Raw genomic sequence first — 14,231 nt, 5'->3', positions numbered from 1 at the left:
TGTAGCCGCTGCCGAAGGCTGCGATCGGCTCCGCAGGAGACGCGCTCTTGAAGGCCCTGAAAGGCCCTTCGGGCCTTATCGCAGCCTGCGGCAGCGGCTACAGGCAGCGGCTTTTCGATCGAATAAATATCGGTATGTCCATCAGGCATATCTGAATGTTACCGGGGGAGGGGAATGTGTAACCCGCTGCCCGGATTCGGGGCAATGAGAAACGCCAAGCCCTGTTTCAGGGCCTTTGCGGGGGCGGTAAAAAATAAGTCATAACGCTGCGCTTGCCGGAATAGAAGGCTTTGCGAATAATAGGCCCGCAATTTGCAGCACAGATTGGTTTACCGTCTTTTGCTCTTGCATAAACTTGAAGAGCTGTCAATGTGCTCGACCTGGTTTCTCGGTGCTTCTGTAATTTGTTGTCGCATTGAGGAAATATCGGCTTCGGGCCTGTCGTTAGAATGCCGATCACTCGCTCGTCGTTGCCTGCCCGGGAACCCGCATGAGGTTCGTGGCCAGGTCCTCAAGGACGCAGCACCGCTATCAGGTTCCACCCATTCGCATATTGGGCTGTCGCTCACTCTGCCGTTTTCGCCCTTTACCGATGGAGTCCTAAGATGAAGAAACTCGTGCTTCTTGGCGCCCTGGCACTGTCCTCCGTACTTTCCCTGCCGACGTTCGCCGATGAAAAGCCTCTGAAAATTGGTATCGAAGCGGCTTACCCTCCATTCGCCTCCAAGGCGCCGGACGGCAGCATCGTCGGTTTCGACTACGACATCGGCAACGCCCTGTGCGAAGAAATGAAGGTCAAGTGTGTGTGGGTCGAGCAGGAGTTCGACGGCCTGATCCCTGCGCTCAAGGTTCGCAAGATCGATGCGATCCTGTCGTCCATGTCGATCACCGACGACCGCAAGAAGTCCGTGGACTTCACCGGCAAGTACTACAACACCCCTGCGCGTCTGGTCATGAAGGCCGGTACCCAGGTCAGCGATGGCCTGACCGAGCTCAAGGGCAAGAACATCGGCGTGCAGCGCGGTTCGATCCACGAGCGTTTCGCCCGTGAAGTGCTGGCTCCGCTGGGTGCCGAGATCAAGCCATATGGCTCGCAGAACGAGATCTACCTGGACGTGGCGGCCGGTCGCCTCGACGGCACCGTGGCAGACGCTACCCTGCTGAATGACGGCTTCCTGAAAACCGACGCCGGCAAAGGCTTCGCGTTCGTCGGCCCGGCGTTCACCGACAGCAAATACTTCGGCGACGGCGTGGGTATCGCCGTACGCAAAGGCGATGCGCTGAAAGACAAGATCACCGGTGCGATCGCCGCCATTCGCGAGAACGGCAAGTACAAGCAAATCCAGGACAAGTACTTCGACTTCGACATTTACGGCCAGTAAATCGTCGAATCAGCAAGTCCGAGATGGCGCAAGCAGCAGAATCTCTGAAGTTTGCGCCATTTTTTCATCCCAATTTTCGAGGACCTGAATCATGTTGAAAGGCTACGGGGCTGTCATCCTCGATGGCGCTTGGCTGACGCTTCAGCTTGCCTTGTCGTCCATGGCCCTGGCCATCGTTCTGGGTCTGATCGGGGTCGCACTGCGTCTCTCGCCGGTGCGCTGGCTGGCGTGGCTGGGCGACCTGTATTCCACGGTGATCCGCGGGATTCCCGACCTGGTGCTGATCCTGCTGATCTTCTACGGCGGCCAGGACCTGCTCAACCGTGTCGCGCCAATGCTGGGTTACGACGACTACATCGACCTGAACCCGCTGGCTGCCGGTATCGGCACCCTGGGCTTCATCTTCGGTGCCTACCTGTCGGAGACCTTCCGTGGCGCCTTCATGGCGATTCCCAAGGGGCAGGCGGAAGCGGGCATGGCCTACGGCATGAACAGCTTCCAGGTGTTCTTCCGGGTGCTGGTGCCGCAGATGATCCGTCTGGCGATTCCGGGCTTTACCAACAACTGGCTGGTACTGACCAAGGCCACCGCGCTGATTTCGGTGGTGGGCCTGCAAGACATGATGTTCAAGGCCAAGCAGGCGGCTGACGCCACTCGCGAGCCTTTCACCTTCTTCCTCGCGGTGGCGGCGATGTACCTGGTTATTACCAGTGTCTCGTTGCTGGCATTGCGTCACCTTGAGAAGCGCTACTCGGTAGGCGTAAGGGCGGCTGATCTATGATCTTCGACTACAACGTCATCTATGAGGCCTTGCCGCTGTATTTCAGCGGCCTGCTGACCACCCTGAAACTCTTGGCCCTGTCGCTGTTCTTCGGCCTGCTGGCGGCGCTGCCCCTGGGGTTGATGCGGGTGTCCAAGCAGCCGATCGTCAACCTCAGCGCCTGGCTCTACACCTATGTGATCCGCGGCACGCCGATGCTGGTTCAACTGTTCCTGATCTACTACGGCCTGGCGCAGTTCGACGTGGTGCGTCAAAGCTTCCTCTGGCCTTGGCTGTCCAGTGCGACCTTCTGTGCGTGCCTGGCATTTGCCATCAACACCAGCGCCTACACCGCCGAAATCATCGCCGGCAGCCTCAAGGCCACGCCGAACGGCGAGATCGAAGCGGCCAAGGCCATGGGCATGTCGCGCTACAAAATGTATGCCCGCATCCTGCTGCCGTCGGCCTTGCGCCGGGCACTGCCGCAGTACAGCAATGAAGTGATCATGATGCTGCAGACCACCAGTTTGGCCTCCATCGTGACCCTGATCGACATCACCGGTGCGGCCCGTACGGTCAACGCGCAGTACTACCTGCCGTTCGAGGCCTACATCACCGCCGGCGTGTTCTACCTGTGCCTGACCTTTATCCTGGTGCGCCTGTTCAAGCTGGCCGAAGGCCGCTGGCTGCGTTACCTGGCGCCGCGGAAGCACTGATATGGAACGCATTGACCACGCATTGCCATGGAGCCACCTGGGCAGCGAGCGGCAGATCTCGGTGTTCCGTTTCGGCCACGGCGAGCGCAAGGCCTATATCCAGGCCAGTCTGCATGCGGACGAACTGCCCGGGATGCGCACCGCCTGGGAGCTGAAAAAGCGCCTGGCCGAACTGGAAGCCCAGGGCGCGCTGAACGGCGTGATCGAACTGGTGCCGGTGGCCAACCCGATGGGCCTGGGGCAGTTGTTGCAAGGCAATCACCAGGGGCGGTTCGAGGCCGGCAGCGGCAAGAACTTCAATCGCGATTTCGTCGAGCTGAGTGTGCCGGTCGCGGCCCGCCTGGAAGGGTGCCTGGGGGATGACCCGCACGCCAATATCCAGATGATTCGCCAGGCCATGAGTGATGTGCTGGCTGAACTGCCGGCGCCATCGAGCCAGCTGCAAGGCATGCAGCGTATTCTCCTGAGTCATGCCTGCACCGCGGACGTGGTGCTGGACCTGCACTGTGATACGGAAGCGGCGCTGCATATGTACGCCTTGCCGCAGCATTGGCCGCAGTGGCGTTCGCTGGCAGCCCATCTGAACGTGCGGGTCGGCTTGCTGGCGGAAGACTCTGGCGGCAGTTCGTTCGACGAGGCCTGTTCGCTGCCCTGGCTGCGCCTGTCGCGCCAGTTCCCGCAGGCGCAGATTCCGCTGGCCTGCCTGGCGACCACCCTCGAGCTGGGCGGTCAGGCCGACACCGGTCGTCCGCAAGCCGAGGCGCACGCCGAGGGCATCCTGGCGTTTCTCGCCGAGCAGGGGCTGATCGCGGACGAATGGCCGGCGCCGCAGCATGAAGCGTGTGAGGCCATGCCTTTCGAAGGCACCGAATTGTTGTTTGCGCCGCATCCCGGCGTGGTGAGTTTTCTGCGTCCGGCCGGTAGCTGGGTGGAGAAGGGCGAGCCGATTTTTGAAGTGATTGATCCCTTATCCGATCGGGTCAGCACCCTGTGTGCTGGCACCAGCGGCGTGTTGTTCGCCGTTGAGCGGCTGCGTTACGCCCAACCCGGTTTCTGGCTGGCCAAGGTGGCGGGGCGCGAAGCGCTGCGGCACGGGCGCTTGCTCAACGACTGACTGCTTTTGTGAGAACCGACAGCATGTACAAACTTGAAGTCCAAGACCTGCATAAACGCTATGGCAGTCACGAAGTGCTCAAGGGCGTGTCCCTGAAAGCGGCGGCTGGCGATGTGATCAGCATCATCGGCTCCAGTGGCTCCGGCAAATCCACCTTCCTGCGTTGCATCAACCTGCTGGAGCAGCCGCACGCCGGCAAGATCCTGCTGAACAACGAAGAGTTGAAGCTGGTGGCGAACAAGGACGGCGCCCTGAAGGCGGCCGATCCAAAACAGTTGCAGCGCATGCGTTCGCGCCTGTCGATGGTGTTCCAGCATTTCAACCTGTGGTCGCACATGACCGCCATCGAAAACATCATGGAAGCGCCGGTGCATGTGCTCGGCGTACCCAAGGCCGAAGCCCGTGAAAAGGCCGAACACTACCTGGCCAAGGTCGGCGTGGCGCATCGCAAGGATGCCTACCCGGGCCACATGTCCGGCGGTGAGCAGCAGCGTGTGGCGATCGCCCGGGCGCTGGCGATGGAGCCTGAGGTCATGCTGTTCGACGAGCCGACTTCGGCGCTCGACCCCGAGCTGGTGGGCGACGTGCTGAAAGTGATGCAGGCCCTGGCCCAGGAAGGCCGGACCATGGTGGTGGTGACCCACGAAATGGGCTTTGCCCGTGAAGTCTCGAATCAGCTGATATTCCTGCACAAGGGCCTGGTGGAAGAGAGCGGCAACCCCCGCGAAGTGCTGGTCAATCCGCAATCGGAACGTTTGCAACAATTCCTCTCGGGCAGCCTGAAGTAAATCGCTCCCGTAATGCACCAAATTAGGTCATGCTGCGCACCGCGCGCCAGATGGTCTAATTTGGTTGCAGCCGCCTTTGGCCTCTAACACTGTTTTCGTTTCGGATTGCCCGCCATGACTGCCCATCGAATTGGTTTCCTGATTTGGCCCAGCACTAAAGCCTTGACGCTGGCGCTGGCCGAGGAGGCCTTGCGTGTCGCTCAGCGCGTGCATCCGGAAGTGGTCTACGAACTGGCCTTCCTGCAGGCCGAAGCGCCGGCCGACGGCGCCTGGCAACTGCCCGGTGAGCCCTGGTCGGGCAAGCTCGAAGGCTGCCAGAAACTGTTCCTGCTGGCCGATGAGCCGCCTGCCACCCTGGCGCCGGCCCTGAGCAGCGCGCTCAAGCAACTGGTGCGCGCCGGCTGTGTGATCGGTGGTTTGTCCGCCGGTGTGTATCCCCTGGCGCAGCTGGGGTTCCTCGACGGTTATCGGGCGGCGGTGCACTGGCGCTGGCAGGATGATTTTGCCGAGCGTTTTCCCAAGGTCATCGCCACCAGTCATCTGTTCGATTGGGATCGCGATCGCCTGACGGCCTGCGGCGGAATGTCGGTGCTGGATCTGTTGCTGGCGGTGCTGGCCCGTGACCACGGCGCGGAACTGGCCGGCGCGGTCTCGGAAGAACTGGTGGTAGAGCGGATCCGCGAAGGCGGCGAGCGCCAACGCATTCCGTTGCAGAACCGCCTGGGTTCCAGCCACCCGAAGCTGACCCAGGCGGTGCTGCTGATGGAGGCCAATATCGAGGAGCCGCTGACCACCGACGAAATCGCCCAGCATGTGTGCGTCTCGCGTCGGCAGCTGGAGCGGATCTTCAAGCAATACCTCAATCGCGTGCCGAGCCAGTACTACCTGGAATTGCGCCTGAACAAGGCGCGGCAGATGCTGATGCAGACCAGCAAATCGATCATCCAGATCGGCCTGTCCTGCGGTTTCTCCTCGGGGCCGCATTTCTCCAGCGCCTACCGCAACTTCTTCGGCGCCACGCCGCGGGAGGACCGCAACCAGCGGCGCAGCAGCAGCCCGTTCGAACTGTCTTCGGTGCCTTCCGAGCGCGGTTGATCCACCTCTTCGTTTTGTCTGTCAGTTTTTATCGCGAGCAATCGAGCGTCGACCGGCTGCTCCTACAGAAGATCACTTCCTTTTGTAGGAGCGAAGCTTGCTCGCGATGGCGCCGTAATGTGTGGTGCAAATCGTTGGACAATCCTGCCGTTAAAGCCTCCAGCAGTTTAAACTGCGCCTTTGCGACGCTATTTGTCGCATTGCCGTAAACCCGTGTAAAACCGGGGTTGGCGCTATAAGAAGTTGTCGCTTGGCGACAAGGCCGGGCAGAAAACTGTCCTTACAATCCCCCCATCGCTCGCCAGTTTCAGGCAGGCGTTCCTCTTCAGGAGACTCCGATGTCCGTTGAGCAAGCTCCGGTGCAACGCGCCGATTTCGATCAGGTCATGGTTCCCAACTATGCGCCTGCGGCTTTCATTCCTGTGCGTGGCGCGGGTTCCCGAGTCTGGGATCAGTCGGGCCGAGAGCTGATCGACTTTGCCGGCGGGATCGCGGTCAACGTACTGGGCCACGCCCATCCGGCGCTGGTTGCTGCTCTGACCGAGCAGGCCAACAAGCTGTGGCACGTATCCAACGTCTTCACCAACGAGCCGGCCCTGCGCCTGGCCCACAAATTGGTCGACGCCACCTTTGCCGAGCGCGCGTTCTTCTGCAACTCCGGGGCCGAGGCCAACGAGGCCGCCTTCAAGCTGGCCCGTCGTGTCGCTTTCGACCGTTTCGGCGCGGAAAAATACGAAATCATCGCGGCCCTCAACAGCTTCCACGGTCGCACCCTGTTCACCGTGAACGTCGGCGGCCAGTCGAAATACTCCGATGGCTTTGGTCCTAAAATCACCGGTATCACCCACGTTCCCTACAACGATCTGGCGGCATTGAAAGCGGCGATTTCGGACAAGACCTGCGCGGTGGTACTGGAGCCGATCCAGGGCGAAGGCGGTGTATTGCCGGCCGAGCAGGCTTACCTGCAAGGCGCCCGCGAGCTGTGCGACGCGCACAACGCGCTGCTGGTGTTCGACGAAGTGCAGACCGGCATGGGCCGCAGCGGCGAGCTGTTCGCCTATATGCACTACGGCGTGACCCCGGACATCCTGACCAGCGCCAAGAGCCTGGGCGGCGGTTTCCCGATTGCTGCGATGCTGACCACCGAGGCGCTGGCCAAGCACCTGGTGGTCGGTACCCACGGCACCACCTACGGCGGCAACCCGCTGGCATGCGCGGTGGCCGGCGCGGTGATCGACGTGATCAACACGCCCGAAGTGCTGAACGGCGTGAAGGCCAAGCACGATCGCTTCAAGACCCGCCTGCTGCAGATCGGCGAGAAATACGGCCTGTTCACCGAAGTGCGTGGCCTGGGCCTGCTGCTCGGTTGTGTGCTCAGCGATGCCTGGAAAGGCAAGGCCAAGGACGTGTTCAACGCCGCTGAAAAAGAAAACCTGATGATCCTCCAGGCCGGCCCGGACGTGGTGCGTTTCGCCCCGAGCCTGGTGGTCGAGGAAGCGGACATCGAAGAGGGCCTGCTGCGCTTCGAGCGCGCGGTCACCAAGCTGACCCAGGCCTGATTCGGGCCGCGGTACTTCTCGGCGCTTGTCTGCAGGGCAGGCGTCGAGCCTCATTTTCGGTGCCGGGCTGTCCCGGCATTTTTTTCCCTGAGTCGGCCTCCTGGCCGGCCTGTTTCGAGTAAGGAGTGACACCATGCTGGTGATGCGCCCCGCGCAAATGGCTGATCTGGGCGAGGTACAGCGTCTGGCTGCGGACAGCCCGATTGGTGTCACTTCCTTGCCGGATGACGTGGAACGCCTGAGCGACAAGATCGCCGCAAGCGAGGCTTCGTTCGCCGCCGAGGTGAGCTTCAATGGCGAGGAGAGCTACTTCTTCGTCCTCGAAGACACCGAAACCGGCAAGTTGGTAGGTTGCTCGGCCATCGTCGCCTCGGCCGGTTATTCCGAGCCGTTCTACAGCTTCCGTAACGAGACCTTCGTGCACGCCTCCCGCGAGCTGAAGATCCACAACAAGATCCACGTGCTTTCCCAGTGCCACGACCTGACCGGCAACAGCCTGCTGACCAGCTTCTATGTGGTCCCGGAGCTGGTGGGTTCGCCGTGGTCGGAACTCAATTCCCGCGGCCGCCTGCTGTTCGTCGCCAGCCACCCTGAGCGTTTCGCCGATTCGGTGGTGACCGAGATCGTTGGCTACAGCGATGAGAATGGAGACTCGCCGTTCTGGGATGCCATCGGTCGCAACTTCTTCGACCTCAACTACGCCGCCGCCGAGCGTCTGTGCGGGCTGAAAAGCCGCACCTTCCTCGCCGAGCTGATGCCGCATTACCCGATCTATGTGCCGCTGCTGCCGGATGCCGCGCAGGAAGCCATGGGCCAGGTGCACCCGCGGGCGCAGATCACCTTCGACATCCTGATGCGTGAAGGTTTCGAGACCGACCATTACATCGACATCTTCGACGGTGGCCCGACCCTGCACGCCCGGGTCTCGGGGATCCGCTCGATCGCCCAGAGCCGCGTGGTGCCGGTGAAGATCGGCGAGGTCGCCAGGGGCGGCGGCCGCCAGTACCTGGTCGCCAATGCGCAGTTGCAGGATTACCGCGCGGTGCTGCTGGAGCTGGATTACGCGCCGGGCAAGCCGGTGACCCTGGATCTGCAAGCGGCCGAAGCCCTGGGCGTCGGCGAAGGTGCCAGCGTGCGCCTGGTGGCGGTTTAACGGCTGCGGCAAATGCCGGAAGAATCCTGGAAAGCAGCGAGTTTCGCGGGGGCCGTCAGCGGCTCCCGTCTGAGGAGATAGCATGATCGTTCGTCCCGTACGCAGCAGCGACTTACCCGCTCTGATCGACCTGGCCCGCAGCACCGGCACCGGCCTTACCACCTTGCCGGCCAACGAAGAACGCCTGAAACATCGCGTGGGCTGGGCGGAAAAGACCTTCCGTGGCGAAGCCGAGCGGGGCGATGCGGATTATCTGTTCGTGCTCGAGGACGACAATGGCCGCGTGGTGGGGATTTCCGCGATCGCCGGCGCCGTTGGCCTGCGCGAGCCCTGGTACAACTTCCGGGTCGGCCTGACCGTCAGCGCCTCCCAGGAACTGAACATCTACCGCGAGATTCCGACGCTGTTCCTGGCCAACGACCTGACCGGCAATTCCGAGCTGTGCTCGCTGTTCCTGCATGCCGATTATCGCACCGGCCTCAACGGCCGCATGCTGGCCAAGGCACGCATGCTGTTCATCGCCGAATTCCCGCAGCTGTTCGGCAACAAGATCATCGCCGAGATGCGCGGCATGTCCGATGAAGCCGGGCGCTCGCCATTCTGGGAAAGCCTGGGCCGGCACTTCTTCAAGATGGAGTTCAGCCAGGCCGACTACCTGACCGGCGTGGGTAACAAGGCGTTCATCGCCGAACTGATGCCGAAGTTCCCGCTGTACACCTGCTTCCTCTCCGAGGGCGCGCGCAACGTGATCGGCAAGGTGCACACCGATACCGAGCCGGCTCTGGCCATGCTCAAGAGCGAGGGCTTCAGCTACCAGGGTTACGTCGACATCTTCGACGCCGGCCCGGCGGTGGAGTGCGAAACCGCCAAGATCCGTGCGGTGCGCGACAGCCAGGCGCTGGTGTTGGCCATCGGCACGCCGGGCGACGACGCCACGCCTTTCCTGATTCACAACCGCAAGCGCGAGGACTGCCGGATCACCGCTGCACCCGCGCGCTTCGCGTCGGGCACCCTGGTGGTTGATGCGCTGACCGCCAAACGCCTGCAACTCAATGCGGGCGATCAGGTCCGTGCCGTTGCGCTGTCTGCTTCCCGGGAGTCGAAATAATGAACACGCTGTACATCGCAGGCCAATGGCTGCCAGGCCAGGGCGAAGCCTTTGAATCCTTGAATCCGGTGACCCAGCAGGTGCTGTGGTCGGGCAACGGCGCCACCGTCGCCCAGGTTGAAAGTGCGGTGCAGGCCGCGCGCCAGGCATTCCCGGCCTGGGCCAAGCGGTCGCTGGACGAGCGGATCGCGGTGCTGGAAGCCTTTGCCGCCAGCCTGAAAAGCCATGCCGACGAACTGGCGCGCTGCATCGGCGAGGAAACCGGCAAGCCGCTGTGGGAAGCCGCCACCGAAGTGACCAGCATGGTCAACAAGATCGCGATCTCGGTGCAGAGCTACCGTGAACGTACCGGCGAGAAGAGCGGCCCGCTGGGCGACGCCACCGCGGTATTGCGCCACAAGCCTCACGGTGTGGTGGCGGTGTTCGGCCCTTACAACTTCCCAGGCCATCTGCCTAACGGGCATATCGTTCCTGCGCTGCTGGCGGGTAACAGCGTGCTGTTCAAGCCCAGCGAGCTGACCCCGAAAGTCGCCGAGCTGACCGTCAAGTGCTGGATCGAAGCCGGCCTGCCGGCAGGCGTTCTGAACCTGCTGCAAGGTGCGCGGGAAACCGGCATCGCCCTGGCTGCCAACCCGGGGATCGACGGTCTGTTCTTCACCGGTTCCAGTCGTACCGGCAATCACCTGCACCAGCAGTTTGCCGGCCGCCCGGACAAGATCCTCGCGCTGGAGATGGGCGGTAACAATCCGCTGGTGGTGGACCAGGTCGCGGACCTGAACGCGGCGGTCTACACCATCATCCAGTCGGCCTTCATTTCCGCCGGCCAGCGTTGCACCTGCGCGCGCCGCCTGCTGGTGCCGCAAGGCGCCTGGGGCGATCAGTTGCTGGAGCGCCTGGTGGCGGTCAGCTCGACCATCGAGGTCGGTGCGTTCGACCAGCAGCCGGCACCGTTCATGGGCTCGGTGATTTCCCTTGGCGCGGCCCGCGCGCTGATGCAGGCCCAGGAAAACCTGTTGGCCAATGGCGCCGTGGCGCTGCTGGAAATGACCCAGCCGCAGGCCCGGGCCGCGCTGTTGACCCCGGGCATTCTCGACGTGACCGCGGTGGCCGAGCGCCCGGACGAAGAACTGTTCGGCCCCTTGCTGCAAGTGATTCGCTACGCCGATTTCGCAGCCGCGATCGCCGAGGCCAACGACACCCAATACGGCCTGGCAGCGGGTCTGCTGTCGGATTCCGAGGCGCGTTACCAGCAGTTCTGGCTGGAAAGCCGGGCCGGTATCGTCAACTGGAACAAGCAGCTGACCGGTGCCGCGAGCAGCGCGCCGTTCGGCGGTGTGGGTGCCTCGGGCAACCATCGCGCCAGTGCCTATTACGCGGCGGATTACTGCGCGTACCCGGTGGCGTCGCTGGAAGCCTCGAGCCTGACCTTGCCGAGCGCGCTGACGCCGGGTGTACGCCTGGGGTGATGGGTTGCACCGCAGATTGCCGGAAGGTCTTGTGGACCTTATCGCAGCCTGCGAAGCGGCTACAGAGAGCGGTGGGGCGTCGGTGGTTGTGGTAACCCTGTAGCCGCTGCCGCAGGCTGCGATCGTCCCGCGAAGCGGGCGCCGACGGCCTCAAGACATGTACTGATACCGATGCCTATAACAACAGATTCTCGTGGAGCCTCGCTGATGAAATCCTATGAAGTCAATTTCGACGGTCTAGTGGGGCCTACCCATAACTACGGCGGCCTGTCCTACGGCAACGTCGCGTCCCAGAGCAACAGCCAGCAGTCTTCCAATCCCAAGGAGGCCGCGCTGCAGGGCCTGGCGAAAATGAAAGCGCTGATGGAAATGGGTTTCCAGCAAGGCGTGCTGGCACCCCAGGAGCGCCCGGACGTGGCCGCCCTGCGTCGGCTGGGTTTTGCCGGCAGCGATGCGCAGGTCATCGAGCGCGCCGCCAAGGATGCGATGCCGCTGCTGGTCGCCAGTTGCTCGGCGTCGAGCATGTGGGTGGCCAACGCCGCCACGGTCAGCCCGAGCGCCGACACCGCTGACGGTCGCGTGCATTTCACCGCCGCCAACCTGAACTGCAAATACCACCGCAGCATCGAGCACCCGACCACCAGTCGCGTGCTGGGGGCGATGTTCGCCGACCAGAAACACTTCGCCCATCACGCGGCGTTGCCGGCGGTGGCGCAGTTCGGCGATGAGGGCGCGGCCAACCACACCCGTTTCTGCCGTGACTACGGCCAGGCCGGTGTCGAGTTCTTCGTCTTCGGTCGCAGCGCCTTCGATACCCGCTACCCGGCACCGCAGAAGTACCCGGCGCGCCAGACCCTGGAAGCCTCGCAGGCCGTCGCCCGCCTGCACGGCCTGAGCGACGACGGTGTGGTGTATGCCCAGCAGAACCCGTCGGTGATCGACCAGGGTGTGTTCCACAACGATGTGATCGCGGTGGGTAACGGAGAAGTGCTGTTCTATCACGAAGACGCATTCCTCGAGACCGACAAGATGCTCGCCGAGCTGCAGGCCAAGCTGGGCAAGTGTGGCGGCAACTTCCAGTCGATCTGTGTGCCGCGCTCGCAGGTCACGGTGGAAGACGCGGTGCGTTCCTACCTGTTCAACAGTCAACTGCTGTCCCGCGCTGATGGCTCGATGCTGCTGATCGTGCCGGAAGAGTGCCGCGGCAACGAGCGTGTCTGGCAGTACCTGCAAAGCCTGACCAGCTCCGGCGGCCTGATCCGCGAAGTGAAAGTCTTCGACCTCAAGCAGAGCATGCAGAACGGCGGTGGCCCGGCGTGCCTGCGGCTACGGGTCGCGCTCAATCAAACCGAGCTGGCGGCGGTCAACCCAGGGGTTATCATGACCGCGCCGTTGTACGGCACGCTGACCCAGTGGGTCGACAAGCACTACCGCGACCGCCTGAGCGAAAACGATCTGGCGGACCCGCAATTGCTGCTTGAGTGCCGGACGGCACTGGATGAACTGACGCAAATCCTTAAACTGGGCGCGGTTTATCCATTCCAGATCAATTAAAAGCCCGCGCCTGCTTCTGCTGATCCAGGCGCGCCGCTTTACCTCCAGATGAGAGCGTAATAAATGAGCGATACCCTGCAGCTGATCCTTGAAGACACCGACGGCACTCAACTGGAAACTTCCTGCACCCGCGTTGCCGTGATGTGGCAAGGCAAGGAACTGTGGATCCAGCAGGACGGCCGCGGCCAGCTGCTGATCGGCGTGGACGTCGAGGAAGGCGACGAAGAATACGCCAACCTGCTGCTGCGCCCATTGGCGACTAATCTGGTAAGTCTGCAACTGGAAATGGAACCGGCCGACGCTGGTGACGACGATCACGTGCACGGCCCTGACTGCCAGCACGACCATTAAGGAATAACGTTCTATGCTCGCCCTCGGCAAACTGCTTGAACTGACCCTCGCCGGTCGTGAACCGGCGGAGAAGACTCAACTGACTGTCGACGGCGTGCGGATGCGCTGGCTAAGCGAAGGTGCGCTGGAAGTCCGGCCACCCCAGGCGCGGGACAATGGCATGGATGTGCTGCTGTCGGCCGGCATCCACGGCAACGAGACGGCACCGATCGAGTTGCTCGACCGTCTGTTGCACGACATCGCCCGCGGCGACCTCAAGCCGTGCGCACGCATTCTGTTCCTGTTCGGCAATCCCGAGGCGATGCGCCGCGGCGAGCGTTTCATCGAGCAGGACATCAACCGGCTGTTCAATGGCCGTCATGAACAAAGCAGCGGCAACGAAGCCTTGCGCGCCTGCGAGCTGGAGCGCCTGGCGGCGAGTTTCTTCAGCCTGCCGGAGCGTACCCGCCTGCACTACGACCTGCACACGGCGATCCGCGGTTCGAAGATCGAACAGTTCGCCCTGTATCCGTGGAAGGAAGGTCGCCAGCACTCGCGCCGGGAACTGGCGCGCCTGCGGGCCGCGGGCATGCAGGCGGTGCTGCTGCAGAACAAACCATCCATCGTGTTCAGCTCCTATACCTACGACAAGCTGGACGCCGAGTCTTTCACCCTGGAACTGGGCAAGGCCCGGCCGTTCGGGCAGAACCAGGGGGTGAATGTCGAGCGTCTGGAAACCCGCCTCAAGCAGATCATCGAAGGCCGCGAACCGCCCATGGCGGAGGAGAAGCTGGATGGATTGCAGCTGTTCAGCGTCGCTCGGGAAATCATCAAGCACAGCGATACCTTCCACCTGCATCTGCCGGCGGACATCGAGAACTTCTCCGAACTGGAAGTGGGTTACCTGCTGGCCGACGATATCGCCCAGACCCGCTGGATAGTCGAGGAGGAGGGCGCGCGGATCATTTTCCCCAACCCCAAGGTGAAGAACGGCCTGCGTGCCGGAATTCTGATCGTGCCGAGCACGGCTGACGGCCTGGCTTGATACGGCAATCTGTAGCCGCTGCCGAAGGCTGCGATCGACCGCGTAGCGGGCGCCGCTTTTGAGGTTGATTAGAAGGCCCTGCGGGCCTTATCGCAGCCTGCGGCAGCGGCCACAAAAAACATCGCGAGCCAGCTCGATCCCTGTAGGAGCAAGCTGGCTCG

The 14,231-nt window shown here is 62.6% G+C and carries 13 protein-coding genes; all 13 read left to right on the top strand.

The genetic code is table 11. The features are described from left to right. Positions 1 to 605 precede the first annotated feature (605 nt). The 13 genes from AC3RCP_RS24185 (at position 606) to astE (ending at position 14,070) form a co-directional block, all read left to right on the top strand. Positions 606 to 1,382 carry an ABC transporter substrate-binding protein gene (locus tag AC3RCP_RS24185; RefSeq protein ID WP_007921537.1) on the top strand — a complete coding sequence of 259 codons (777 nt, stop codon included), beginning with the start codon at positions 606 to 608 and terminating at the stop codon, positions 1,380 to 1,382. A 91-nt stretch (positions 1,383 to 1,473) separates the two neighbouring features. Continuing rightward, the gene (locus AC3RCP_RS24180) at positions 1,474 to 2,163 is read left to right on the top strand and encodes an ABC transporter permease (RefSeq protein WP_007921541.1); all 690 of its coding nucleotides are present in this window, start codon (positions 1,474 to 1,476) and stop codon (positions 2,161 to 2,163) included. Continuing rightward, positions 2,160 to 2,858: an ABC transporter permease gene (locus tag AC3RCP_RS24175; protein ID WP_007921542.1), complete on the top strand. Its 699-nt coding sequence runs from the start codon at positions 2,160 to 2,162 to the stop codon at positions 2,856 to 2,858. The genes AC3RCP_RS24180 and AC3RCP_RS24175 overlap by 4 nt, the downstream gene beginning before the upstream one ends. A gap of 1 nt (position 2,859) precedes the next feature. Next, positions 2,860 to 3,972, top strand: a complete 1,113-nt coding sequence (locus AC3RCP_RS24170; RefSeq protein ID WP_101338820.1) for a succinylglutamate desuccinylase/aspartoacylase family protein — start codon at positions 2,860 to 2,862, stop codon at positions 3,970 to 3,972. Between the two features lie 23 nt (positions 3,973 to 3,995). Then, entirely contained in the window at positions 3,996 to 4,760 is a 765-nt protein-coding gene (locus tag AC3RCP_RS24165; protein ID WP_007921545.1) for an ABC transporter ATP-binding protein, read from the top strand. A 114-nt stretch (positions 4,761 to 4,874) separates the two neighbouring features. Next, positions 4,875 to 5,855 (top strand): transcriptional regulator ArgR, encoded by a 981-nt coding sequence (gene argR / locus AC3RCP_RS24160; RefSeq protein ID WP_007921547.1) that lies wholly within the window; start codon positions 4,875 to 4,877, stop codon positions 5,853 to 5,855. Positions 5,856 to 6,193: 338 nt separating this feature from the next. Beyond that, the gene (locus AC3RCP_RS24155; protein ID WP_492570842.1) at positions 6,194 to 7,414 is read left to right on the top strand and encodes an aspartate aminotransferase family protein; all 1,221 of its coding nucleotides are present in this window, start codon (positions 6,194 to 6,196) and stop codon (positions 7,412 to 7,414) included. Between the two features lie 133 nt (positions 7,415 to 7,547). Beyond that, complete coding sequence (aruF, locus tag AC3RCP_RS24150) at positions 7,548 to 8,567, top strand: arginine/ornithine succinyltransferase subunit alpha (protein WP_101338818.1); 1,020 nt, start codon at positions 7,548 to 7,550, stop codon at positions 8,565 to 8,567. A gap of 82 nt (positions 8,568 to 8,649) precedes the next feature. Next, entirely contained in the window at positions 8,650 to 9,675 is a 1,026-nt protein-coding gene (astA, locus tag AC3RCP_RS24145) for an arginine N-succinyltransferase (RefSeq protein WP_007921553.1), read from the top strand. Beyond that, entirely contained in the window at positions 9,672 to 11,141 is a 1,470-nt protein-coding gene (astD, locus tag AC3RCP_RS24140; protein ID WP_492570869.1) for a succinylglutamate-semialdehyde dehydrogenase, read from the top strand. The genes astA and astD overlap by 4 nt, the downstream gene beginning before the upstream one ends. A 207-nt stretch (positions 11,142 to 11,348) precedes the next feature. Continuing rightward, the gene (astB, locus tag AC3RCP_RS24135) at positions 11,349 to 12,695 is read left to right on the top strand and encodes an N-succinylarginine dihydrolase (RefSeq protein WP_492570843.1); all 1,347 of its coding nucleotides are present in this window, start codon (positions 11,349 to 11,351) and stop codon (positions 12,693 to 12,695) included. 63 nt (positions 12,696 to 12,758) lie between these two features. Further along, positions 12,759 to 13,046: a hypothetical protein gene (locus AC3RCP_RS24130; protein ID WP_007921560.1), complete on the top strand. Its 288-nt coding sequence runs from the start codon at positions 12,759 to 12,761 to the stop codon at positions 13,044 to 13,046. Positions 13,047 to 13,059: 13 nt separating this feature from the next. Further along, positions 13,060 to 14,070, top strand: a complete 1,011-nt coding sequence (gene astE / locus AC3RCP_RS24125; RefSeq protein WP_492570844.1) for a succinylglutamate desuccinylase — start codon at positions 13,060 to 13,062, stop codon at positions 14,068 to 14,070. The last annotated feature ends 161 nt before the right edge of the window (positions 14,071 to 14,231 follow it).

The sequence above is a fragment of the Pseudomonas sp. GW822-FHT05A08 genome, assembly GCF_058800485.1.
The sequence above is the reverse complement of the archived record's forward strand: the minus strand, read 5'-3'. Positions and strand labels throughout refer to the sequence as shown.

Bases quoted from the DNA above. Each gene is read 5' to 3' on its own strand.
- AC3RCP_RS24185 (WP_007921537.1), top strand. From the start codon at position 606: ATGAAGAAACTCGTGCTTCTTGGCGCCCTGGCACTGTCCTCCGTACTT.
- AC3RCP_RS24180 (WP_007921541.1), top strand. From the start codon at position 1,474: ATGTTGAAAGGCTACGGGGCTGTCATCCTCGATGGCGCTTGGCTGACG.
- AC3RCP_RS24175 (WP_007921542.1), top strand. From the start codon at position 2,160: ATGATCTTCGACTACAACGTCATCTATGAGGCCTTGCCGCTGTATTTC.
- AC3RCP_RS24170 (WP_101338820.1), top strand. From the start codon at position 2,860: ATGGAACGCATTGACCACGCATTGCCATGGAGCCACCTGGGCAGCGAG.
- AC3RCP_RS24165 (WP_007921545.1), top strand. From the start codon at position 3,996: ATGTACAAACTTGAAGTCCAAGACCTGCATAAACGCTATGGCAGTCAC.
- argR (WP_007921547.1), top strand. From the start codon at position 4,875: ATGACTGCCCATCGAATTGGTTTCCTGATTTGGCCCAGCACTAAAGCC.
- AC3RCP_RS24155 (WP_492570842.1), top strand. From the start codon at position 6,194: ATGTCCGTTGAGCAAGCTCCGGTGCAACGCGCCGATTTCGATCAGGTC.
- aruF (WP_101338818.1), top strand. From the start codon at position 7,548: ATGCTGGTGATGCGCCCCGCGCAAATGGCTGATCTGGGCGAGGTACAG.
- astA (WP_007921553.1), top strand. From the start codon at position 8,650: ATGATCGTTCGTCCCGTACGCAGCAGCGACTTACCCGCTCTGATCGAC.
- astB (WP_492570843.1), top strand. From the start codon at position 11,349: ATGAAATCCTATGAAGTCAATTTCGACGGTCTAGTGGGGCCTACCCAT.
- AC3RCP_RS24130 (WP_007921560.1), top strand. From the start codon at position 12,759: ATGAGCGATACCCTGCAGCTGATCCTTGAAGACACCGACGGCACTCAA.
- astE (WP_492570844.1), top strand. From the start codon at position 13,060: ATGCTCGCCCTCGGCAAACTGCTTGAACTGACCCTCGCCGGTCGTGAA.